We start from the raw sequence: 19921 nt of genomic DNA, 5'->3' as shown, positions 1-19921 counted from the left end.
CAGTTATTCAGCGCTCTCTATTCACGCTACCGTGCCTAAGCGCGGTGATAGGGGTGGCCCGACAGAATCGTCGCGGCCCGGTAAATCTGTTCCAGAAGCATGACGCGGACCATTTGATGCGGCCAGGTCGCCGAGCCGAACGCAATGCGCAGTTTGGCTCTGCGCTGCAAATCGGGCGAAAGTCCGTCCGCGCCGCCGATTGTGAAAATTGTGTTGGCGACCGCTTCATCCCGCCAGCGGCCGAGCTGCTGGGCGAAGCTTGCGCTGTCGATGCTCTTGCCGCGTTCGTCGAGCGCCACCAGCACGCATTTCTCCGGGATCAGCGCTGCAATCGCAGCCGCCTCTTCGGCGATCCGGGTCGCGGCGTCGCGCGCGCGGCTTTCCGGAATTTCATGAATCTCGAGGCCGCGAAAGCCGAGCTTGCGGCCGATGTCCTCGAAGCGCTCGCGATAGCGTTCGGCCAGTTCCCGCTCCGGGCCCTGTTTCAGCCGGCCGATTGAAACGACGACGATCTTCATTCAAAGCATGCCGCGCCGAAAAAGCGTCAAATCGTTTAGTCGCGCGCCAACGGCGCGCGCACGCGACATGCGCTGCAGCCGATTCGCATCGGCTCAAAAACTCAGATCGCCTCAGCCGCCGCCGGGTTTTGCGTCCACAATCTTTCCAGATTGTAGAATTCACGCACCTCGGGTCTGAATACGTGCACGACCACATCGCCGGAATCGATCAGCACCCAGTCGCAATTGGGCAAGCCCTCGACATGAATGCCTTTGATGCCGGTTTCCTTCAGGGCCTTGGTGACGTTTTCCGCGATCGCGCCGACGTGCCGGTTGGCCCGGCCGGAGGTGACGATCATGTAGTCGGAAAAAGCCGATTTGCCGCGAAGGTCGATGGTGACCGTTTCTTCCGCCTTCATATCGTCGAGGCGGGAGAGGATCATATTCAGCGTCTTGTCGGCGTCGGGTTGCGCCTTCAAGGCCGCAGCTTTGGTCGATGTTTTGCGCGCGGTTTTTGCAGCAGGCTTTGCAGCAGAAGTCTTGGAAACCTTGGGCAAAACAGACTTGGACAATACAGATGTGGCCAGGGACCATTCCTTTCACTGTATCGCGAACGCCGAATCTTGGTGTCCACGGGCTATATTAGGCATGTGGGGTTAACGGTTTCAATATTCCAGTGAGACCCAGCCCTCACTTCGTCCTCCAGCTTCCGTCCGAGTTCCGAAGGCCGGTCGAAGACAGGTTCAGTTTCATGCCGGTAAGGAAGGCCCAGGCGGGCGTGTGCTGCTCCGCCAACCGGGCAGCCTGATTCTCGGGCAGGCGGTAGCGCGCCAGCGCCTGTGCGGCGGGTGCGGCAAGCGCCCGGAAACTCTGTGGGGGGCGGTCGATCACAGCGATCGGCACCTCGGACGCGATGCGCCGCCAATCCTTCCAGCGATGGAACTGCGCGAGATTGTCAGCGCCCATGATCCAGACAAAATGCACACCGGAGACGCGGCGCCGCAAATGGATGATCGTGTCGACAGTATAGCGGGTGCCGATGACAGCTTCGAGACAGCTGATATCGATGCGCGGATCGTCGGCGACCCTGCGCGCAGCGTCGGCGCGTTCGGACAGGTCATGCAGCCCGCCATTGTCCTTCAGCGGATTGCCCGGTGTCAGCAGCCACCAGACGCGATCGAGCTTCAGACGCTTCAGCGCGAACTGGCTGATGGCGCGGTGCGCCGCGTGCGGCGGATTGAACGAGCCGCCGAGCAGGCCGACGCGCATGCCCTTGGTGTGGAACGGGATCGCCTGCGAAGCGGATTGTGGCGGCATCAATGCTGCCACTGCGCGCGCGGGGGGTTGCTCGAAAGCGTTGTTGGGGTCACGGCCGCGTCTGCCCGGTGCCGCGGACGCGATATTTGAAACTGGTCAGTTGCTCTGCGCCGACAGGGCCGCGGGCGTGGAATTTGCCGGTGGCAATGCCGATCTCGGCGCCGAAGCCGAATTCGCCGCCATCGGCGAATTGCGTCGATGCGTTGTGCAGCACGATCGCCGAGTCGACCTCGCTCAGGAATTTCTCGGCGGCATCTGCGTCTTCCGTCACGATCGCATCGGTGTGGTGCGAGCCGTGATTCTGGATATGCGCGATCGCGTCATCGAGCCCATCGACGACTTTCGCGGCGATGATCGCGTCCTCATACTCGGTGTCCCAGTCCTCGTCGGAGGCGGGTTTCACTCTGCTGTCGACGCGCTGCACGGCGGCGTCGCCGCGCACTTCACAGCCGGCATCGATCAGCATTTCGACCAGCGGCTTCAGGCTGACAGATGCGCCGGCGCGATCGATCAACAAGGTCTCGGCGGCCCCGCAAACGCCGGGGCGGCGCATCTTGGCATTGAGCACGATCGACTTCGCCATTTCGAGCTTGGCGGTGTGATCGACATAGACGTGGTTGACGCCTTCGAGATGCGCGAACACCGGCACGCGCGCTTCGGCTTCGACGCGCGCGACGAGACTCTTGCCGCCGCGCGGCACGATCACGTCGACGCCGCCGTTCAAGCCGGTCAGCAGCAGGCCCACCGCCGCACGATCACGGGTCGGCACCAGCGTGATCGCGGCTTCGGGCAGACCGGCTTCGCGAAGACCCTGCACCAGGCAATCATGGATCGCGCGGCAGGAACGGAAACTGTCGGAGCCGCCGCGCAGGATCACGGCGTTGCCGGATTTCAGGCACAGCACGCCGGCGTCGGCGGCGACGTTGGGGCGGCTTTCGAAGATCACGGCGATGACGCCGAGCGGCACCCGCACGCGCTCGATGGTCATGCCGTTGGGGCGCTGCCAGCTTTCGGTGACGGCGCCGACCGGATCGGCAATGCCGCGCACGGTCGCGACACCCTCGGCCATCGCTTCGACCCGGGCCGGCGTCAGCGTCAGGCGATCGATGAAGGCCGACGTCGCGCCGCCGGAGCGCACTTCGGCGACATCCTCGGCATTGGCGGCGAGGATATCGGGCGCATGGCTGCGGATCGCGGACGCGATGGCGTCGAGCGCCCGGTTTTTCTGTTCGGGCGAGGCGAGTGCCAGCACCCGCGCAGCAGCGCGCGCGCGGGAAGCGAGTTCGGTCATCAAAGCGGGTAAATCGGCGTTGCCGTCGATTGCCTTGAGGGGCGCGGTCATGGTGGTCCCGGGGGTATCAGGTTAAGGCCATGTCCTAGCACGGAAATCCCGCTCTTGCGAGGTGCGGAGCCGGCATGGCTGGCTGGCGGTCAAGGGCTGGTGGCTCGGCCAATGACGGAGTTGAAGGCAAATACTGTTCACCTTGCGACGGGCCCAGAATATCATTAAATATCAAACTATGATACTTGAGGACGCGAAATGGCAAGTAGTTACAGCATCGGCAAGCACTTCGAGGGGTTCATCGAAGGCCTGATCGAGACTGGCCGCTATTCTACGGCAAGTGAGGTCATGCGCGAGGGGCTGCGGCTCGTCGAAGAACGTGAGGAACGGCGCAAGGCCAAACTCGAGGCGCTGCGCGCCGAAATCCAGAAGGGTCTCGACAGCGGGCCGATGGAAGAGATCGATGTCGCGGAATTTTTCAAAAGCATAAAGACACGGGGGCGGGAGCAATTGGCCGCGCGCAAACGAGCCAAATAGATTTCAACTTCGATGGAAGTGTTCAACTTCCGTCATGGCCGGGCTTGTTCCGGCCATCCACGTCTTTGCATACACAACAAAAGTAAGACGTGGATGCCCGGGACAAGCCCGGGCATGACGAACGTGATGCACTTAGCCCGAAACCACTTTATTTGGCCGGAATAGTCCCCGCCGGCCCCACCACCAGATCATCGCGGTGAATCATCTCGGCCCGGCCGCTGATCCCCAGAATGGTCATCACGTCAGGCGAGGAGCGGCCTTTGATCTTCTCGGCGTCCTCGGCGTCATAGGCGACGAGGCCGCGGCCGATCTCATGGGTATCCGGGCCGCGCACCACCACGGCGTCGCCGCGGGCGAACTGGCCGTCGATCCGGATCACGCCGGCCGGCAGCAGGCTCTTTCCGGCGCGCAGCGCCGTGACCGCACCGGCGTCGATGGTCAGTGTGCCCTTCGGCTCCAGCGAACCCGCGATCCAGCGTTTTCGCGCCGTGACGGGGTTGGCCGGCGTCAGGAACCAGGTGCAGCGGCCGCCGTCGGCGATGGCCTGCAGCGGATGCTCGATCTTGCCCGACGCGATCAGCATGTGCGTCCCGGCGGTGGTCGCGATCTTCGCCGCTTCGATCTTGGTGTACATGCCGCCGCGCGACAGTTCGGATTCGGCAGCCCCCGCCATCGCCTCGATTTCCGAGGTGACCGATTCGACGACCGGAACCAGCTTCGCGTTGGGATTGGCGCCGGGCGGCGCATCGTAGAGGCCGTCGATGTCGGACAGCAGGATCAGCAAATCGGCGCTCGTCATGGTGGCGACGCGCGCGGCGAGGCGGTCATTGTCGCCGTAGCGGATTTCGTTGGTGGCGACCGTGTCGTTCTCATTGATGACGGGCACCGCGCGCCATTCCAGCAGCTTGGCGATGGTCGAGCGGGCATTGAGGTAGCGCCGGCGCTCCTCGGTGTCCTGCAGCGTCACCAGGATCTGTCCGGCCCCGATGCCGTGATCGCCGAGCACTTCCGACCAGATCCGCGCCAGCGCGATCTGTCCGACGGCCGCAGCCCCCTGGCTTTCCTCCAGTTTTAACGGCCCGCGCGGCAGCTTGAGGCGGCTGCGTCCGAGCGCAATCGACCCCGATGAAACCACCAACACGTCGCGGCCCTGGCCATGCAGCTTGGCGATGTCGGCGGCCAGCGCTGATAGCCAGGACGAGCGCACTTCGCCCGCGTCGGAATCGATCAGCAGCGACGAGCCGACCTTGACGACGATACGGCGAAAATTCTTGAGCGCGGGGCGGGCCATGGATCAGGTCTTCGAATGCTATGGAAGGGGGCTGTTTTGCAGCAGGACGGGGGGCGGTGCAAGCGACCCGGCACCGTATGAGCCATGTTCCAATGGCGGCCGCAGTCTGGTGTAATGGGTCAAATCTTGCGGGGGGAAGGTAAATGGATCGTCGCAGTTTTTTGGCGGGAAGCATCGGATGGTCGTTGGCAGCTAGTGCCGGTGAGGCGTTCGCCCAATCCGGTCCGCTGACGAGGATCATCTTCCCGTTCGCGGCGGGCGGCAGCGGCGACATGTTGTGCCGCCAGCTGGCGCAATACCTTCCTCCGCTGATCGACCGCAGCGTCATCGTCGAGAACCGTACCGGCGGCGATGGGCTGATCGGCATCCGGGCGGTGAAGGGCGCCGCCCCCGACACCACCACCGTCCTGGTGACCACCGGCCCGACCATGTACCTGCTGCCGATGGTGGAGAACCAGCCGAGCTACGACTCGGCGAAGGATTTCATCCCGGTCTCACAGATTGCCCGCTTCGAATTCGTTGTGGTGGTGAGCCCCTCGATCGGCGTGACGGACTTCAAGCAATTGGTGGCCTGGATCAAAGCCAATCCCTCGAAAGCCAGTTACGGCGTGCCGTCGAGCGGCACCATTCCGCATTTCACCGGATGGCAGCTCGAAAAGGCGCTTGGCCTTTCCATGACGCGTGTGGCGTATCGCGGCTCGGCGCCGATCATCACCGATCTCGTCGGCGGACACATCCCATTCGCCGTCACGACGCTTTCGGACACCATCACGCAGCATCGGGCCGGCGGCATCCGCATCGTAGCGGTGAGCGGCCCGGCGCGCTCGCCCTTCCTGCCCGACGTGCCGAACCTGAAGGAACTCGGCGTCGATCTGGTGGCTGACGGCTGGTACGGCATGTGGCTGCCGGCGGGCAGTTCGCCGGATTTCGCCAAGAAGCTGAGCGCTGCCGCAGCCGAAGTGCTGGCAAAGCCTGATGTGAAGGAGAAGCTCAACGCCGTCTCGCTCATTCCGGTCGGCTCGACGCCGGAGGATCTGACCAAGGCGCTCGCGGCCGACACCGCATTCTGGCAGCCGATCGTGAAGGCCACGGGCTACAAGATCACGAATTGAGGGCTGGCGCGCACGGATATCGGCCTGAGGATTCGTTCAGGACTACCCCTCACTTCGCGCCGGCCTTTTCCAGGATGGCCACCATCTCGCGATAGCCGCGACCTTTGGCGAGTTTGAGCGGTGTCGCGCCACTGCCGTCCGGAATGTTCACGTCGGCGCCGGCCTCGACCAGGGCACGCAGCGTCTCGGTGTGGTTGCTGCCGCCGTCGCCAAGCACGATGGATTCGATCAGCGCGGTCCATTTCAGATTGTTGACATGATCCAGCGGTGCCTTGGCGGCGACCAGCATTCGCACCACTTCAGCATGGCCAAGGTGAGCTGCCGCGATCAGGGCCGTGCCGTCGTAGCGGCTGGTGACGGCCTTTGGGTTGCCTCCACCCTCGATCGCGATTCGGAGCATCGGCACATCGTTGGCGACCGCCGCGATCGTGATGATGTCGTAACGGTCGGCTTCAAGCTTGTTCGGATCGGCACCGAGCCGGATCAAAGCGCGGGCAGCATCGTGCTTTTTCAGGTAGACGGCGACGTGCAGCGGCGTTCGCTGCCGGCTGTCGACAGCTTCCTTGTTTTCATTCGAGGCGATGCGCTGTTCGATTTCGGCGACGTCGCCGCGGGCGGCCGCGGCATGCAGGCCACTATAGGCACGCAGTTCCGTCTCGGTCGGGGCGATCTGGGCGAAGGCGGGCAGCGCAGTCACGAGCGCGATAAGCAGGACAGCGAGGACGTGCATGGGAGAGCCTCCCGGCGCTACTGTGTTGCAATCCGCTTGCGGATCGCGGCCAATTCCGCCTCGTCCCAGATGCCGATCAGGACGCCGTTTTTCACCTGAAGCTGGTTCTCCGCGTAGGCGGCGATCTTCGCGTTCGGCGTGGTGATGTGCATCTTGGGATGCAGCGCCCAGTCGAACAGCGCCGCTTGCAGCCGCGCGATCACCTCAGTGCATGCAGGGTCTTCGCCGCGATCGGCGAATTCCAGGGGATCACTTTCGAGGTCGTACAGCATCGGGCGGAAGCCTGAGGCCTGAACGTATTTCCAGCGGCCGTCGAACACCATGAACAGGCGGCATTGCTCGATCGGCTGGTTCAGCTTCAAGCGAACGTCCTGCATGCAATAGTCGTATTCGGAGAACACCACCTTGCGCCAATCGGCGGGCGCTGCGCCATGCAGCAGCGGCAGCAGGGAGCGACCTTCGAGAATATGATCCGGCGCCTTGCCGCCGAAATATTCGATGAAGGTCGGCGCCAGATCGATCGCTTCGACCAGCGCATCGCTGACAGTACCGCGCGTCGCGTCGGCCTCGCGTGACGGATCGATCACGATCAGCGGAATTTTGGCGGATTGATCGTGGAACAGATCCTTCTCGCCCATCCAGTGATCACCGAGATAGTCGCCGTGGTCGGAGGTGAACACGATCATCGTGGTGTCGAGCAGGCCGCGGCTCTCCAGGAACTGCATCAAGACGCCCATCTGGTCGTCGATCTGCTTGATCAGGCCCATATAGGTCGGGATGACTTTTTCCCGCGCCTCGTCACGCGCCATGTTGCGGGAGTAGCGCATGTCCATGTAGGCGGCGAACACCGGATGCGCTTCCTGACGCTCCTTCTCCGAACGCACCGCCGGCAGGATGTCGGCCGCGCTGTACATGCTGGCGTAGGGTTCGGGGGCGATATAGGGCCAATGCGGCTTGATATAGGACAGATGCAGGCACCAGGGACGTCCGTCCGTTTCCGCTTCCGCGATGAAGTCCATCGCGCGGCGGGTCATGTAGGGCGTCTCGGAATGCTCTTCCGGGACACGGGCGGCCTTGTCGGCGTGCACCAGTAGCCAGCCGTTCTGCAGCGCGCCGTCGTCATCCGCGCCTGAATTGGCCCAATGCTCCCAGGGGTTGGTGGCCTCGTATCCCTGCTCACGCAGATAATTGTCGTAACGCGGGCGGGGCCGGTTATCGGGATGCAGACCGTCGTCGCGCTCATAGGGCTCGAAACCGCATTCCGACACATGCACGCCGATGATGGAATCCGGCGCGATCCCGAGCGCCTTCAGGCCTTCGATATCAGGCGCCATGTGGGTCTTGCCGACCAGCACGTTGCGGACGCCGATCTTGTTCAGGTGATCGCCGAGCGTGGGCTCGCCCACCCGCAGCGGCCAGCCGTTCCAGTGCGAGCCGTGCGAGCGCATGTAGCGGCCGGTGTAGAACGACATCCGCGACGGGCCACAGATCGGTGACTGCACATAGGCTTTTGAGAAGCGCACGCCGCGTTTCGCCATCGCATCGATGTTCGGCGTCGTCAGCGTCGGGTGGCCGGTACAGCCCAGATAATCATAGCGAAGCTGATCGCACATGATCCAGAGGACGTTCTTGGGCTGCGGCATGCTTCACACAGGGTACGATTTCAATCGTCCGATGCTGCAATATCGAACGGCTGATTGCAAACGTACTCGCAGTGCGAGGTCAGCCCTGCGGCGTCGCCGGGGTCCAGGGCTCGGCCTGTGCCGCGCCGCCCTTGGCCTTCAGCGAAACCGGGGCCTCGCCGATCACCTCGACGAGCGCCTTCAGCGCTTCCGGCATGCCTTCGCCGGTTACCGCCGAGATCAGCAGCGGCGTCTTCTTCGCCGCGCGCTTCAACCGGTCCTTTTGCTTCTTCAGCTCGTCCGGCGTCACGGCATCGATCTTGTTGAGCGCGACGATCTCGATCTTCTCGGCGAGATGTCCCTCATAGGCATCGAGCTCGGTGCGGACCGTCTTGTAGGCATTGCCGGCATGTTCGCAGGTCGCATCGATCAGATGCAGCAGCACGCGGCAGCGCTCGACATGGCCCAAAAACCGGTCGCCGAGGCCGGCGCCTTCATGCGCGCCCTCGATCAGGCCGGGAATATCCGCCAGCACGAATTCACGGCCCTGCGCGTTCACGACGCCGAGCTGCGGATGCAATGTGGTGAAGGGATAGTCCGCGATCTTCGGTTTTGCCGCGCTGACGACGGAGAGGAAGGTCGACTTGCCGGCATTGGGCAGGCCGACGAGGCCGGCATCCGCGATCAGTTTCAGCCGCAGCCAGATCCAGCGTTCCTCGCCTTCCTGGCCGGGATTGGCGTTGCGCGGCGCGCGGTTGGTGGAGGATTTGAAGTGCGCATTGCCGAAGCCGCCATTGCCGCCTTCGGCCAGTACGAATTTTTCGCCGAGCGTGGTGAAGTCGTGGATGAGCGTTTCACGATCTTCATCGAAGATCTGCGTGCCGACCGGCACCTTGAGCACGATCGACTTGCCGTTGGCGCCATGGCGGTCCTTGCCCATGCCATTGGTGCCCTTCTGCGCCTTGAAGTGCTGCTGATAGCGATAGTCGATCAGCGTGTTCAGGCCATCGACCACTTCGATGACGACGTCGCCGCCGCGGCCGCCATTGCCGCCGGAGGGGCCACCAAACTCGATGAACTTCTCGCGGCGGAACGCCACGCAGCCGTTGCCGCCGTCGCCGGAGCGGATATAGACCTTTGCTTCGTCAAGGAATTTCATGATGGCTTCTATGGCGTTTCGAGCGAATTGCGCAGCGGATCGCGATGCAATCAAGTTTACGCAGATTGCGTAGACTTATCTGCGGCAAACGCGTCAAAACGATCGCTGGAGCCTCGTTCCGATCAATCGGTGCAGAATAGGTTCTAGGTAAGGCAGGGGGGGCGCTGCGGCAACCCTTAAGCCGTCAAACATTGCCGAAAAGCCTTAATTTTCGGGACTTTTTGCCGCCCAGGGCGATATTTAGGCCTCTCAAGCGGGATATCGCTCCAACCAGCGCATATCGGGGCTCGCGGCGATCGAATGGGGCGGCGCGATCAGGTTGGCCGCTTGCGGATCAGAAATTTCTGCATTCCCTCCAGCACCAGTTCCTTGCGTTGGTTGAACACGGTCGAGCGCAGCGTCACCACGCCGGTGGTGCGGCCGGGGACCAGTTCGGTTACTTCAAGCGCGGGATAGATGGTGTCGCCGGCATAGACCGGCTTGAGGAACCGGCTCGACTGTTCGAGGAAACCGATCAGCGATTCCTCGACGATGTAAGGAAACAGCCCGGCGCCCGGCGCGGTGTGCACCAGGGTCTGGAATCCATGCGCCAGCAGGTCCGGCATGCCGCGGCTGCGGCAATATTCGACATCGTAATGGATCGGGTGGGTATCGCCGCTCGCGGTCTGGAACGCGGCGAACACGGCCGAGGTCTGGGTCCGGCTCGGGATCACGAAACGCTCGCCGAGTTTGAAATCCTCGAACCAGCGCTGCTCGGGCACCATGCGATGCTGTGCGGGGTCGAACTCGGCCATGGCGGATTTCCTGTTGTGCTCTGCGAGATGGCGTACCGGTAGCGCAGCAGCCATGCTGCGACAATCCGTTCAAATCGTCATGCGCGGGCTTGTCCCGGGCATCCACGCCTTTAAAACAACGACGCACCAAAACGTGGAAGACCGGCGCAAACCCGGCGCTTTGAGGAAATGTCCCTGTTCGCAAAACCATCCACCTATGACGAGCGTTCCGCGCGGCTGGCCGGCATCGGATTGATGCTGCTGTCGATCTTCATGTTCTCGTTCGGCGACGCGCTCGGCAAGTTCATGGTCGCGACCTATTCGGTCGGGCAATTGCTGTGGCTGCGCGCCTGCGCGGCGCTCCTGGTGCTGCTGCCGATCATCTGGAGGCAGCGCGCCGAATTCACGCGCCTGGAACGGCCCTGGCTGCAATTGCTCCGGGTAACGCTCTCCACGCTGGAAGTTGCCGCCTTCTTTATCGCGACCGTCTACCTGCCGCTCGCCGACGTCATCACCTATTATCTGGCGGCGCCGATTTTCGTCACGGCGCTGTCGGGGCTGGTGCTGGGCGAGCGCGTCGGCTGGCGGCGCTGGAGTGCGATTCTGATCGGCTTCGTGGGCGTACTGATCGCGCTGCGGCCGTCGGCGCAGACCGTGAGCTGGCCCGCGATGATCGCGCTCGGCGGCAGCCTGTCGTTTGCGCTTTTGATGCTGATCACGCGATCGCTGCGGGCGACGCCGGACATCGTACTGACGACAACGCAGTTTGGCGGCACGTTCCTGCTCGGCGCGGCGATGTCGCCGGTCGGCTGGGTAACGCCTACGCTCGGCAGCCTGGGCATGTTCGCCGCCGCGGGAGTGATTTCGGTGTGCGCGCTGCTGTGCATCAACCGTTCGCTGAAGCTGGCGCCGGCCAGCGTCGTGGTGCCCTATCAATATTCAATGATCGTGTGGGCGGTGATCTTCGGCTTCGTGGTGTGGGGAGACGTGCCGTCACCGGCGACCATCATAGGTGCCGCGATCATCATCGGCGCCGGACTTTACATCTTCCTGCGCGAGCAGCAGCTCGGACGCGAGGAGACGGTGGTTAATCCGCCGGCGTAGCTCCTCTGTCGTCCCGGCCTTGCGCCGGGACCAATACGCCGCGGCCTCTCGATGTAAGAAAGCTGTTCACCGACTTTCGCTCCACCACAAACGCCTGTGGTTATGGGTCCCCCGATGCGCTCTTGCGCATCTGAGCTCAAGGCCGGGACGACGGTGGAGAGAGCGCTACCGCTCCCGCCGCGTCGAACTGCCCCAGTTCTTCAGCGACGACCACACACTGCGAGAAAGCCGAAAACAATCGACCGGGGTCGATGATCCCAGCGCCTCGAAACGGTGCAACTCAACGCCGCTCCACTGGAAGCCGCATTTCTCCAGGATGTTGCGCGAGGAGGGGTTGGCGACGCGAGCGCCCGATATCAGGTGCTCAGCATCGAATTCCTCGAAGTGAAAATCGATCACCGCGCGCGCAGCTTCGGTGCCAAAGCCCTGGCCCCAATGCTCGACGCCAAGCCAATAGCCGAGTTCCGGCGCATCCTGCTCGCGCCAGTCGATGCCGACCATGCCGAGCGGCGAATGGTTGTTCTCGATCAGGAACACGGTCGCCCGGCCGCCGCCCAACGCGCGCACGAATTCGACGGCGTGATCCCTTGAATACGGATGCGGCAGGCGGCGGGTGTTTTCCGCAATGCGGCGATCGTTGGCGAGGTACGCAATCGCTTTTACGTCCGCGAGCGTCGGCCGGCGCAAGGTCAGCCGCTCGGTCTCGAGGACGCATGGACTGGCTTCACGCAATGTCGGGGTCGGGATGTCCTGCAACATGTCGGGCTCCTGAAATGCGAAAACATACGCAAACAAAAAAGGGAGGCCGGTTTCCCGCCTCCCCTTGGAGCCTTATTTGACTCCGCCGGTTCAACAGGACCCGGCGGACTCATGTTGTCCACCGTCTATTCGGCCGCCTCCGCCATCGGAACAACCGATACGAAAGTGCGGCCATTACCTTTTGCACGGAACTCGACGTGACCTTCGATCTTGGCGAACAGAGTATGGTCGGTGCCCATGCCCACATTAAGGCCGGGATGCCAGGTGGTGCCGCGCTGACGCGCGATAATGTTGCCGGGGATCACGTGCTCGCCGCCATACGCCTTGATGCCAAGGCGCTTGCCCGCTGAATCACGTCCGTTCCGCGATGAACCGCCTGCTTTTTTGTGAGCCATGGCCCGTCTCCAACTTCGCCGTAATCTAGATCAATTCCTTGACGGAATCATTTCACGCTTTGTCACGCATCAAATCTTGATGCGCTGATATCACTTCTTGGCTGCGGCCTTCTTGGCCGGAGCCTTTTTTGCGGCGGGCTTTGCCGCAGCCTTCTTGGCGGGCGCCTTCTTGGCCGCCGGTGCCTCGTCGCCCTCGGCGGGCGCCGCGACAACCTTTTCTTTCTTCGGCCGCGGGCCGATCGAAGGCTTGGCGTTATCGGCCAGGATCTCGGTGATGCGAAGCACCGTGAGCTCGTCGCGATAGCCGCGCTTGCGGCGCGAATTCTTGCGGCGGCGCTTCTTGAACGCGATCACCTTGGGGCCGCGCTTGTGGTCCAGCACTTCTGCCGCGACCGAGGCGCCTGCCACCGTGGGCGCGCCCAGCACCGGCGTGTCACCGCCGAGCACCAGAACTTCGCCAAGTTGCACGATCGTGCCGACGTCGCCGGCGATCTTGCCTATCTCGAGTACATCATTCGGAACGACCCGGTATTGCCGGCCGCCGGTTTTGATGACTGCGAACATCGTTTTATTCCTTCGTGTTCGATCCCGGCCTCGGACGTCGTCCCCATAGGGTCATGTCCGGGTCGGCTTTTTGGTCAGTCGTTATGGGTACGATTTTCGCACGGTCGGGGTGTGAACCCTCAAATTCGCGCAAAAACAAGCGGCGCGAGAAATCCCGCGCCGGATGCCGGGACTTATAGCCGCTGGCAGCCCCGAGTCAAGGCAAAGGAGCGCCAAAACTGGCCCAAAATGAGGGATTTGGGGTCAGAAGGGGCGAATGCCGAGTGCCGAATAGCGAATAAGGGGGCAACTCGCCATTCGCCATTCGCTATTCGCCACTCGCCCAAGTGAAACCAATGGGTTCCCCGCCCGTTGTGTCACCGAAATCCGGTTGGGCAAGGGCAAAAATGGCAGAGGACACAGTCAAAACCACGGGCATCGCCCGCCACGGCGCCAGCCGTCTGCCGTCCGTGGAGGTCGATAGTTTCAACATCGAGCTCAAGGACGATGACGGGTTTCTCGGCGACCGCGCCAGCAAAAGCGCGTTTCGCGAGATTTTGGAGGGGCTGCGCAAGCCGCTGAAGAAAAACGGCGACGATCCCTTGGGCAGGAGATCCACCGGCGATATTGCCAAGAGCGAGCTCGACGAGGTGCTCCTGGGCAAAGATGTCGCCGCTGCGGCGCTGGTGCACGGCGCGATCGAGGAATTCGCACAGGAACTGGCCTATGTGACCGGGCGATTCCTCAAGACCAAGGCCTGGGCCGATACCGAGCGCATCGTGGTCGGCGGCGGCTTCCGGCAAAGCCGGGTCGGCGAACTTGCCATCGCCCGCGCCGGCATCCTGCTCAAGGCCGAGGAGCATGAGGTCGATCTGGTGCCGATCCGTTTTCACCCGGATGAGGCCGGCCTGATCGGCACGCTGCATCTGGCGCCGTCATGGATTTTCGAGGCCCATGACAGCATCCTCGCCGTCGATATCGGCGGCACCAACATCCGCTGCGGCGTGGTCGAGTCGCGCTGGAAGAAGGCGCCCGATCTCTCCAAGGCCGCTGTGTGGAAATCCGAGCTGTGGCGGCATGCCGACGATGAGCCGACGCGCGAAGGCGCGGTGAAGCGGCTGGTCAAGATGCTGAAGGATCTGATCGCCGAGGCTGAAGCAGAGGGCCACAAGCTGGCGCCTTTCATCGGCATTGCCTGTCCCGGTGTGATCAATGAGGACGGCTCGATCGAGAAGGGCGCGCAAAACCTGCCGGGCAATTGGGAGAGCAGCAAATTCAATCTGCCGGAAAGTCTCGTGGAAGCTATACCGATGATCGGCGATCATGACACCGCGGTGTTGATGCACAATGACGGCGTCGTGCAGGGGCTTTCCGAGGTCCCTTACATGCAGGATGTCGAGCGATGGGGCGTGCTGACCATCGGTACGGGTCTCGGCAATGCGCGCTTCACCAATCGCAGGAAAGAAAACGGCAGGGGCGAAAAGGCCAAAGACAAGGGCGACAGCGACAAGGACGACAAGAAAGCAAAGAAGGGTAAAGATTAACGGGCGCGTTCGAGTGCGGTTAATGCCGGCGCGCATCGAGAAAACCCTTGAAACAAGGGGCTGGAGCGATCTTCCCGCCTCCAGCGCTGCGCGCGATGAGAGTTCGCATCGCGCGCGGTAAGGTTGACTGGTTAGGTTAAAATCGGGATCGCGTTGCCCTTTCCGCGCGCGCCGCTACCGTCAAATCGTCGCTCCAGCTGACCGGCGAAGCCGCACTTCCCGGCCAGAATTTCAAAGCAGCGGCACGGGGCCGTCAGTGTTTTGTCGCGTCTGGCGGCCCCACCTTTATCTCGACCTTCAATCCTCATTTCCAGCCGATGCGCTGAAAGAACGCCGCGATCTCGGATGCCGCGCGATCGGGATCCTCGCGATGCGCGAAGTGGCCCACGCCTTCAAACATCGCGAGGTCGAGATTTGAAAAAGTCTCGCCGAGCCGATCGGTCCAGGCGTAGGGAAACAGCGGGTCGTGTTCGGCCCAGCGAACGCAGGTCGGCAGATCGATCGGCGCCAGCGTGGGCGCCTCGCCCTTCAGCATGCGGATCCGCCCGGCATGCGCACCGCGATAATACGCAAAGCCGCCGGCGAGGTTGCCGTCTTTGAGGAAATTGTCGACGAACGCTTCGAGCACGTCGTCGAACGCTCGGCTGCGATGGCTCCAGTGTGTCAGGAAATAACCGATATAGGCGCGGCAGCTGTCGCGGCTGGCGCCGATCAGTTTGGGTGCGATCTCCAGCTGGTTGAGCGACTGGTACCAGATATGGTTCAGCCGGTCCGGCTCCGCCATCCGCCGCCCGATGCCGGGATAGAGAAAATCGAAGAAGAACAGTCCGGCGATGCGCTCGGGCGCGGCGCGCGCCAACGGCTGCATCAGCCCGCCGCCGACGTCGTGGCCGACAATGCCGGCCTGCTCGAGGCCGAGCGCGTCCATCAGCGCCAGCATATCCGCGGCGTGCTGGTCGGGACCGTGCGGCCCGTTGGGCTTGTCGCTGTCGCCGAATCCGCGCAGGTCGGGCGCATAAAGCGTGAAGCGATCGGCGAGCCGCGCCATCACAGGCTCCCAGGTCAGCCAGAATTCGGGCCAGCCATGCAGCAGTAATAGGGGCTGTCCTTTGCCGGCGCGGGCGACATGGAACGCCGCGCCATTGGCCCGAATTGTCAAATGCTCCATTTTTCGGCTCCTTTTTTCAGATCCTGGGTACGCCTGGGCGTCAGCGAAAATCTTGCCCCCGCGCCTTGTCTGGCCCGCCGTCCTCGCCTAGAACTCGCCCCGACCGCGGGGCCTCGAGGAATCACCCCAAAATGGCGCCTGGAGAGGTGGCAGAGTGGTCGAATGCACCGCACTCGAAATGCGGCATAGGTGCAAGCCTATCGGGGGTTCGAATCCCTCCCTCTCCGCCAGTTTACGCGATTTAACACGCCAAACTACGATTTTGCCCGCTTGGGTTTGCGGCCTCTTCCCGTCGCTGCGAGGCGAATAGCGGATGTGTGTGGATGTCAACGCACCGCGAGCGCCTGTGGGAGATCGCTCCTGAACGGTCGCCACTCAACGCGGTGGCATGTCATTCCTATGGAGTTCCGGCCAATCTCGGTTGGGCATGCATACGGAGACGCATCGGCAAGTTGCAGAACCCATCTACGCCGAGAGTGATGTGGAGGTTTTCTAGCACGCTCATTCGGCATGACCGATTCGGCGGCGTCGATGGCGCCGTCGGTCCTTCCGATAGCTGATCTGGAACGCGCGCTATGGCGGCGGCTGTGTTGATGCTACTGCTCCCAACAGATCACAGGTAGAAATTTATTGACATACAATCTCAATTGCGATGCTATCGATCAAGAAGATTTCAAAAGAATGAATTTCATCGCGGCACGTCAAGAAAACCATCGCTTGTGCGGCCCGACAAAAATCGGAGCATTAAAAGCATGCCAGTTGATTCTGATCCGCCGAAAAAAGCCGACGCGACTCCCGAAGATGCACTGTTGCCGACCTCGGCGAAGCCAGACGGCAATCCCGAGAAAGCGCTGCTCCCGACTGCGGCCAAACCGGATGCCAATCCGGAGGATGCGCTGCTTCCGACAGCGGCGAAGCCGGATGCCGATCCGGAATCCGCATTGCTGCCCACGGCCGCGCGAGCGGACGCGCCTCCCGAGGATGCCCTGTTGCCGACCTCCGCGCGAAAGGGAAAGCCGGATGCGGCGCCCGAGGATGCGTTGTTGCCGACGAAGACTTGAGCCATAGCGGCAACGTGCTCACAGATGAAGCAGATGAGCTCGGTACAGCAGGAAGAGTGGATCGCCTGGATCGCTCGTAACCTGCTGCGCGGCGTTTCGAAGTCGGAGATCGGAACGGTGATGACTGAAAAGGGCTTCAGTTCGACCCAAGCGGAGGATCTCGTTCATCGGGTCACGAACGATCCGATCTTCCGCGGCGCCGAGCCACTCGGCCGCCGCGTTGGAAATCTCGAAGCGCTTTTGGATGTCAGGCGTGCCCTTTTCCGCCAGGACCCCGCGAACTCCTCGATTGAACGGCGCCGCGATCTGTCGCGTGAGGAATTTCACATGGGATATTACTGCCGCAACAGACCGGTCATCATCACCGATCTGGTCGAGCGCTGGCCGGCGTTCGGCTTGTGGACGCCCGACTATTTCAGAAAGCAGTGCGGCGACGTCATCGTGGAGATCCAGTCGAACCGAAAGACACATCCGGTCTATGAAGTCTTCTTGAAGGGGCACACGAAGAAGGTGCGGTTTGCTGAATATATCGACCTGCTTGAGCAGGGCGGCGAGACAAATCAATATTATCTGACGGCGAACGACCGCTTGCTCGACAATGAGAAGATCCGCCCGCTGCTGAAGGACTTCTGGCCCTTCCCCGAATACTTCCGCGAGGGTGATCGGGAGCAAAAACAATTCTTGTGGTTGGGACCGAAGGGTGCGGTCTCGCCACTTCATCGGGACCGGCTAAACGTATTCATGACCCAGGTCTATGGCCGCAAACGCGTCAAGATGATCTCCAGCGACGCGCTGCATTTGGTCTATAATTTCGAGAGCTTTTTTAGCGAGGTCGATGCCGAGGACCCGGATCTACAAAACTACCCGCGATTTGCCGAGGCGGAGATCATCGACGTCGTGCTCCAGCCGGGCGAGGCGCTCTTGATACCGGTGGGATGGTGGCATCACGTGCGTTCGCTCGACATCAGCATCAATGTCTCGCTCACTAATTTCCTTTTTGGGAATGATTTCGAGAACCTTTACCCGAAATCGACTCAGGACAGGATGGGTTAGGACGATCGTTCGAGCATGGGATTGTGATCGGCGCAACGACCGATCCAGGGCGGGCATTCAAAATCGAGTCCTTATTTTCGCGCATCCCGGGGAGACAATCATGACCGACCGCGCAGCAGAGTTAGATCGTCCGTGCCGTTATCTATCCGGCGAGCTTTCCACACGCGCGGTAGCGTTGATTGGATCGATCCGCGTCCGAACTGGCAGTTGCGGCGTTCTGACCCGACGGGCAAATCAGAGGTTCTGATTTACAGAATTCATGTCAAGCCCTGAAGTAAAAAATATTTCGCTTTTACGGAATGAAAATCAGTGACACATATATCGCCATCCTGTCCCACTCGGAGGGGCGTTGGCCATCGTCACAACGAGGGGCAGGTCGCGGTGGACGCTGATGTTGCGATTGACGGTCGCGGCAAAGGCGTACGGCGAAAGCGTGTGGTCCTGGCGCCCGTAACGGCGTCAAGCTCCGAAGAAGCTAATGCTTCCGAGGGGCGACGGTGGCAATAGAGGCCGTCTCACCGGGGAGAGCGCGTCATAAGCCGTAAGGCCATCGCGCAGGGAATGTCGGATTGCCTCCGCTGCCCTGTATGCTCGTGTGCACCATCTTGTTGCACAATCGCACATGAGATCGCGGGTGCAGCGCGCATCCGGCATTCCCTGCGCCCTCTCATTTTCGAGAGGTGCGAAGATGACCTGCAAACCTCGGGCGCAACGCGCTGCGGGAACGCGAATTTGCGTTCCGTTGCGATGCGTTTCGTTGAAAAGTATACGGGACTGCCTGCAACGGCCAACATTCTTGTCCACGAGGCGGCGTCTGGCGTAACGCAGCGGCGGCCTGAACCGGGGAGAATGTCATGTCAGCGACCGTCCGACCGGCCACCAAGAAGGGGGCCGCGATTTTTCTGGCGCAGTTCATCGGCGATGATCAGCCGTTTGACGTCTTGCAAACAAACACGTTGGCGCGGGCGTGCCATTCGAAGCTCCAGGTTAGGCCTCGAAATGGTGACTCCAACCTAGCGGGCAAGCTCCGAGGATGTCCGCTTTACCACCTCGCTATCCATTTTCCGCTCGATCGCTCTCTCTAAAGAGCGGGCCATGATGATAGCCGATCGTTCGTCAAGATGTGCTCCATCGGTCCATCGGATCTCGTTGGATGGATAGTCCAATGATAACCATTTGCCGTGCTCGTGCCCAAAAGCCTCTGCCATTGCTGACCGGCCCGTTGTCATATATCGGGACTGCGCGAATGCGGGGCCCAGAGGAAGTTCGTAAAAGAACACCGAAATGCTTTGCTTCTCGAGCGTCTCCACGATGTGCTTCAATTCGGCTACGTTTCGACGGATGATCTGATCGTGATCCGCATTATTCCACTCAGCCAGGATAGCAGTGAGCACAACTGGGTTGGCTTCGGGGGCTGGCGGCTTTCGTAGAATTACCTCTTCCAAGGCCGATTGCCGAAGAAGCGCAGATTTGTCATCCCTGTCAAAGCGCCGCCAATCGTCGAGCTTTTGCTGGTACAACGCGGCTAATGTGCGAAGGGGCCTGAAATTCATTGGTGCGCGCGCAGGCTCCGCATTGCTCGTGCGGACCCTCTCGACCATTGCCTGGTCGACACCGCGAGAAAGCGTATTGGTCTCGATAGCTATGAGCCGCGGCCGAACACCAGCCGCCGCCTCAATCATTGCCGCCCCGGTCAACGGAGATCCGCCAGGCAGCGCCAGATTGCGAACGTAAAGTTTATGAAAAAATTCTTCGTGCAATCGCACGGTGAACGAACTGCCCGTTAACGCGATCGGAGCAACTGGACTGTTGAGATAACGATCGGCAATCCTGGACTGTATTTCATCCGTCGTGGTCGCGGGAAAGTCAGGGATATCTTTGAGGAACTGAGGGGCTATCCAACACATTGCCAATACTGCGACACATACAGCGCTCGCCTTCACGAACCAGCTCATCGAGGCAGTACGGTCCATG

20 protein-coding genes and 1 tRNA gene are annotated in these 19921 nt (G+C 61.7%); 7 read left to right on the top strand and 14 right to left on the bottom strand.

Annotated features, from left to right (window positions below):
• Positions 1–35 precede the first annotated feature (35 nt).
• From rlmH to JQ558_RS28810, 4 genes are all read right to left on the bottom strand, one after another.
• A complete protein-coding gene (gene rlmH, locus JQ558_RS28825; protein WP_211999212.1) occupies positions 36–518 on the bottom strand; it encodes a 23S rRNA (pseudouridine(1915)-N(3))-methyltransferase RlmH in 483 nt (160 codons plus the stop codon).
• A gap of 101 nt (positions 519–619) precedes the next feature.
• On the bottom strand, positions 620–976 hold the full coding sequence (rsfS, locus tag JQ558_RS28820; RefSeq protein WP_212295946.1) for a ribosome silencing factor: 357 nt from the start codon (positions 974–976) through the stop codon (positions 620–622).
• Positions 977–1187: 211 nt separating this feature from the next.
• On the bottom strand, positions 1188–1814 hold the full coding sequence (locus tag JQ558_RS28815; RefSeq protein WP_212295907.1) for a nicotinate-nucleotide adenylyltransferase: 627 nt from the start codon (positions 1812–1814) through the stop codon (positions 1188–1190).
• Positions 1815–1863: 49 nt separating this feature from the next.
• Positions 1864–3156 carry a glutamate-5-semialdehyde dehydrogenase gene (locus JQ558_RS28810; protein WP_212273343.1) on the bottom strand — a complete coding sequence of 431 codons (1293 nt, stop codon included), beginning with the start codon at positions 3154–3156 and terminating at the stop codon, positions 1864–1866.
• A gap of 198 nt (positions 3157–3354) precedes the next feature.
• Between JQ558_RS28810 and JQ558_RS28805 the strand changes: the two genes are divergently transcribed.
• Positions 3355–3633 (top strand): type II toxin-antitoxin system ParD family antitoxin, encoded by a 279-nt coding sequence (locus tag JQ558_RS28805; protein ID WP_212204187.1) that lies wholly within the window; start codon positions 3355–3357, stop codon positions 3631–3633.
• Positions 3634–3781: 148 nt separating this feature from the next.
• Here the strand turns inward: JQ558_RS28805 and proB are convergent, their stop codons facing one another.
• Entirely contained in the window at positions 3782–4924 is a 1143-nt protein-coding gene (proB, locus tag JQ558_RS28800; protein WP_212273342.1) for a glutamate 5-kinase, read from the bottom strand.
• Between the two features lie 143 nt (positions 4925–5067).
• Here proB and JQ558_RS28795 point away from each other — a divergent pair, with 143 nt between their 5' ends.
• A complete protein-coding gene (locus JQ558_RS28795; RefSeq protein ID WP_212273341.1) occupies positions 5068–6036 on the top strand; it encodes a Bug family tripartite tricarboxylate transporter substrate binding protein in 969 nt (322 codons plus the stop codon).
• 49 nt (positions 6037–6085) lie between these two features.
• On the opposite strand, the gene JQ558_RS28790 is transcribed toward JQ558_RS28795, so the two are convergent.
• The 4 genes from JQ558_RS28790 to JQ558_RS28775 all read right to left on the bottom strand — a co-directional run bounded on the left by JQ558_RS28790 (position 6086) and on the right by JQ558_RS28775 (position 10341).
• A complete protein-coding gene (locus JQ558_RS28790) occupies positions 6086–6766 on the bottom strand; it encodes an ankyrin repeat domain-containing protein (RefSeq protein ID WP_212295906.1) in 681 nt (226 codons plus the stop codon).
• A gap of 17 nt (positions 6767–6783) precedes the next feature.
• The gene (locus JQ558_RS28785; protein ID WP_212295905.1) at positions 6784–8409 is read right to left on the bottom strand and encodes an alkaline phosphatase family protein; all 1626 of its coding nucleotides are present in this window, start codon (positions 8407–8409) and stop codon (positions 6784–6786) included.
• A gap of 79 nt (positions 8410–8488) precedes the next feature.
• Entirely contained in the window at positions 8489–9547 is a 1059-nt protein-coding gene (gene obgE / locus JQ558_RS28780; RefSeq protein ID WP_212295904.1) for a GTPase ObgE, read from the bottom strand.
• Between the two features lie 314 nt (positions 9548–9861).
• Positions 9862–10341, bottom strand: coding sequence for a MaoC family dehydratase (locus JQ558_RS28775; RefSeq protein WP_212273337.1), 480 nt, complete (start codon positions 10339–10341; stop codon positions 9862–9864).
• 168 nt (positions 10342–10509) lie between these two features.
• Between JQ558_RS28775 and JQ558_RS28770 the strand changes: the two genes are divergently transcribed.
• Positions 10510–11424, top strand: coding sequence for a DMT family transporter (locus tag JQ558_RS28770; RefSeq protein WP_212204203.1), 915 nt, complete (start codon positions 10510–10512; stop codon positions 11422–11424).
• Positions 11425–11589: 165 nt separating this feature from the next.
• Here JQ558_RS28770 and JQ558_RS28765 read toward each other — a convergent pair whose 3' ends face one another.
• From JQ558_RS28765 to rplU, 3 genes are all read right to left on the bottom strand, one after another.
• Positions 11590–12183 carry a GNAT family N-acetyltransferase gene (locus JQ558_RS28765; protein WP_212204205.1) on the bottom strand — a complete coding sequence of 198 codons (594 nt, stop codon included), beginning with the start codon at positions 12181–12183 and terminating at the stop codon, positions 11590–11592.
• Between the two features lie 125 nt (positions 12184–12308).
• Entirely contained in the window at positions 12309–12578 is a 270-nt protein-coding gene (rpmA, locus tag JQ558_RS28760; protein ID WP_192739055.1) for a 50S ribosomal protein L27, read from the bottom strand.
• Between the two features lie 90 nt (positions 12579–12668).
• Complete coding sequence (gene rplU / locus JQ558_RS28755; RefSeq protein WP_212204208.1) at positions 12669–13142, bottom strand: 50S ribosomal protein L21; 474 nt, start codon at positions 13140–13142, stop codon at positions 12669–12671.
• Positions 13143–13528: 386 nt separating this feature from the next.
• On the opposite strand from rplU, the gene JQ558_RS28750 reads away from it, so the two are divergent.
• The gene (locus JQ558_RS28750; RefSeq protein WP_212204210.1) at positions 13529–14665 is read left to right on the top strand and encodes an ROK family protein; all 1137 of its coding nucleotides are present in this window, start codon (positions 13529–13531) and stop codon (positions 14663–14665) included.
• A gap of 304 nt (positions 14666–14969) precedes the next feature.
• Here JQ558_RS28750 and JQ558_RS28745 read toward each other — a convergent pair whose 3' ends face one another.
• Positions 14970–15833, bottom strand: coding sequence for an alpha/beta fold hydrolase (locus JQ558_RS28745; protein ID WP_212295903.1), 864 nt, complete (start codon positions 15831–15833; stop codon positions 14970–14972).
• Between the two features lie 140 nt (positions 15834–15973).
• On the opposite strand from JQ558_RS28745, the gene JQ558_RS28740 reads away from it, so the two are divergent.
• From JQ558_RS28740 to JQ558_RS28730, 3 genes are all read left to right on the top strand, one after another.
• Positions 15974–16063 (top strand) — tRNA-Ser (locus tag JQ558_RS28740).
• A 522-nt stretch (positions 16064–16585) separates the two neighbouring features.
• The gene (locus JQ558_RS28735) at positions 16586–16894 is read left to right on the top strand and encodes a hypothetical protein (RefSeq protein WP_212295902.1); all 309 of its coding nucleotides are present in this window, start codon (positions 16586–16588) and stop codon (positions 16892–16894) included.
• A 24-nt stretch (positions 16895–16918) separates the two neighbouring features.
• Positions 16919–17947 (top strand): cupin-like domain-containing protein, encoded by a 1029-nt coding sequence (locus JQ558_RS28730; protein WP_212295901.1) that lies wholly within the window; start codon positions 16919–16921, stop codon positions 17945–17947.
• 1013 nt (positions 17948–18960) lie between these two features.
• On the opposite strand, the gene JQ558_RS28725 is transcribed toward JQ558_RS28730, so the two are convergent.
• Positions 18961–19920, bottom strand: coding sequence for a hypothetical protein (locus JQ558_RS28725; protein WP_212295900.1), 960 nt, complete (start codon positions 19918–19920; stop codon positions 18961–18963).
• Between the last annotated feature and the right edge of the window lies 1 nt (position 19921).

It is taken from the genome of Bradyrhizobium sp. AUGA SZCCT0160, assembly GCF_018130105.1.
Classification (GTDB): Bacteria; Pseudomonadota; Alphaproteobacteria; order Rhizobiales; family Xanthobacteraceae; genus Bradyrhizobium.
Note: the sequence above shows the minus strand (reverse complement) of the source record. Positions and strands in the feature narration are given on the sequence as shown.

Coding starts and splice junctions, on each gene's coding strand:
- obgE (WP_212295904.1), bottom strand. CDS start 9,547: ATGAAATTCCTTGACGAAGCAAAGGTCTATATCCGCTCCGGCGACGGC.
- JQ558_RS28770 (WP_212204203.1), top strand. CDS start 10,510: ATGTCCCTGTTCGCAAAACCATCCACCTATGACGAGCGTTCCGCGCGG.
- JQ558_RS28790 (WP_212295906.1), bottom strand. CDS start 6,766: ATGCACGTCCTCGCTGTCCTGCTTATCGCGCTCGTGACTGCGCTGCCC.
- JQ558_RS28810 (WP_212273343.1), bottom strand. CDS start 3,156: ATGACCGCGCCCCTCAAGGCAATCGACGGCAACGCCGATTTACCCGCT.
- JQ558_RS28730 (WP_212295901.1), top strand. CDS start 16,919: ATGAAGCAGATGAGCTCGGTACAGCAGGAAGAGTGGATCGCCTGGATC.
- JQ558_RS28765 (WP_212204205.1), bottom strand. CDS start 12,183: ATGTTGCAGGACATCCCGACCCCGACATTGCGTGAAGCCAGTCCATGC.
- JQ558_RS28745 (WP_212295903.1), bottom strand. CDS start 15,833: ATGGAGCATTTGACAATTCGGGCCAATGGCGCGGCGTTCCATGTCGCC.
- rpmA (WP_192739055.1), bottom strand. CDS start 12,578: ATGGCTCACAAAAAAGCAGGCGGTTCATCGCGGAACGGACGTGATTCA.
- JQ558_RS28805 (WP_212204187.1), top strand. CDS start 3,355: ATGGCAAGTAGTTACAGCATCGGCAAGCACTTCGAGGGGTTCATCGAA.
- rlmH (WP_211999212.1), bottom strand. CDS start 518: ATGAAGATCGTCGTCGTTTCAATCGGCCGGCTGAAACAGGGCCCGGAG.
- JQ558_RS28785 (WP_212295905.1), bottom strand. CDS start 8,409: ATGCCGCAGCCCAAGAACGTCCTCTGGATCATGTGCGATCAGCTTCGC.
- JQ558_RS28725 (WP_212295900.1), bottom strand. CDS start 19,920: ATGGACCGTACTGCCTCGATGAGCTGGTTCGTGAAGGCGAGCGCTGTA.
- JQ558_RS28735 (WP_212295902.1), top strand. CDS start 16,586: ATGCCAGTTGATTCTGATCCGCCGAAAAAAGCCGACGCGACTCCCGAA.
- JQ558_RS28795 (WP_212273341.1), top strand. CDS start 5,068: ATGGATCGTCGCAGTTTTTTGGCGGGAAGCATCGGATGGTCGTTGGCA.
- JQ558_RS28815 (WP_212295907.1), bottom strand. CDS start 1,814: ATGCCGCCACAATCCGCTTCGCAGGCGATCCCGTTCCACACCAAGGGC.
- JQ558_RS28750 (WP_212204210.1), top strand. CDS start 13,529: ATGGCAGAGGACACAGTCAAAACCACGGGCATCGCCCGCCACGGCGCC.
- rplU (WP_212204208.1), bottom strand. CDS start 13,142: ATGTTCGCAGTCATCAAAACCGGCGGCCGGCAATACCGGGTCGTTCCG.
- JQ558_RS28775 (WP_212273337.1), bottom strand. CDS start 10,341: ATGGCCGAGTTCGACCCCGCACAGCATCGCATGGTGCCCGAGCAGCGC.
- proB (WP_212273342.1), bottom strand. CDS start 4,924: ATGGCCCGCCCCGCGCTCAAGAATTTTCGCCGTATCGTCGTCAAGGTC.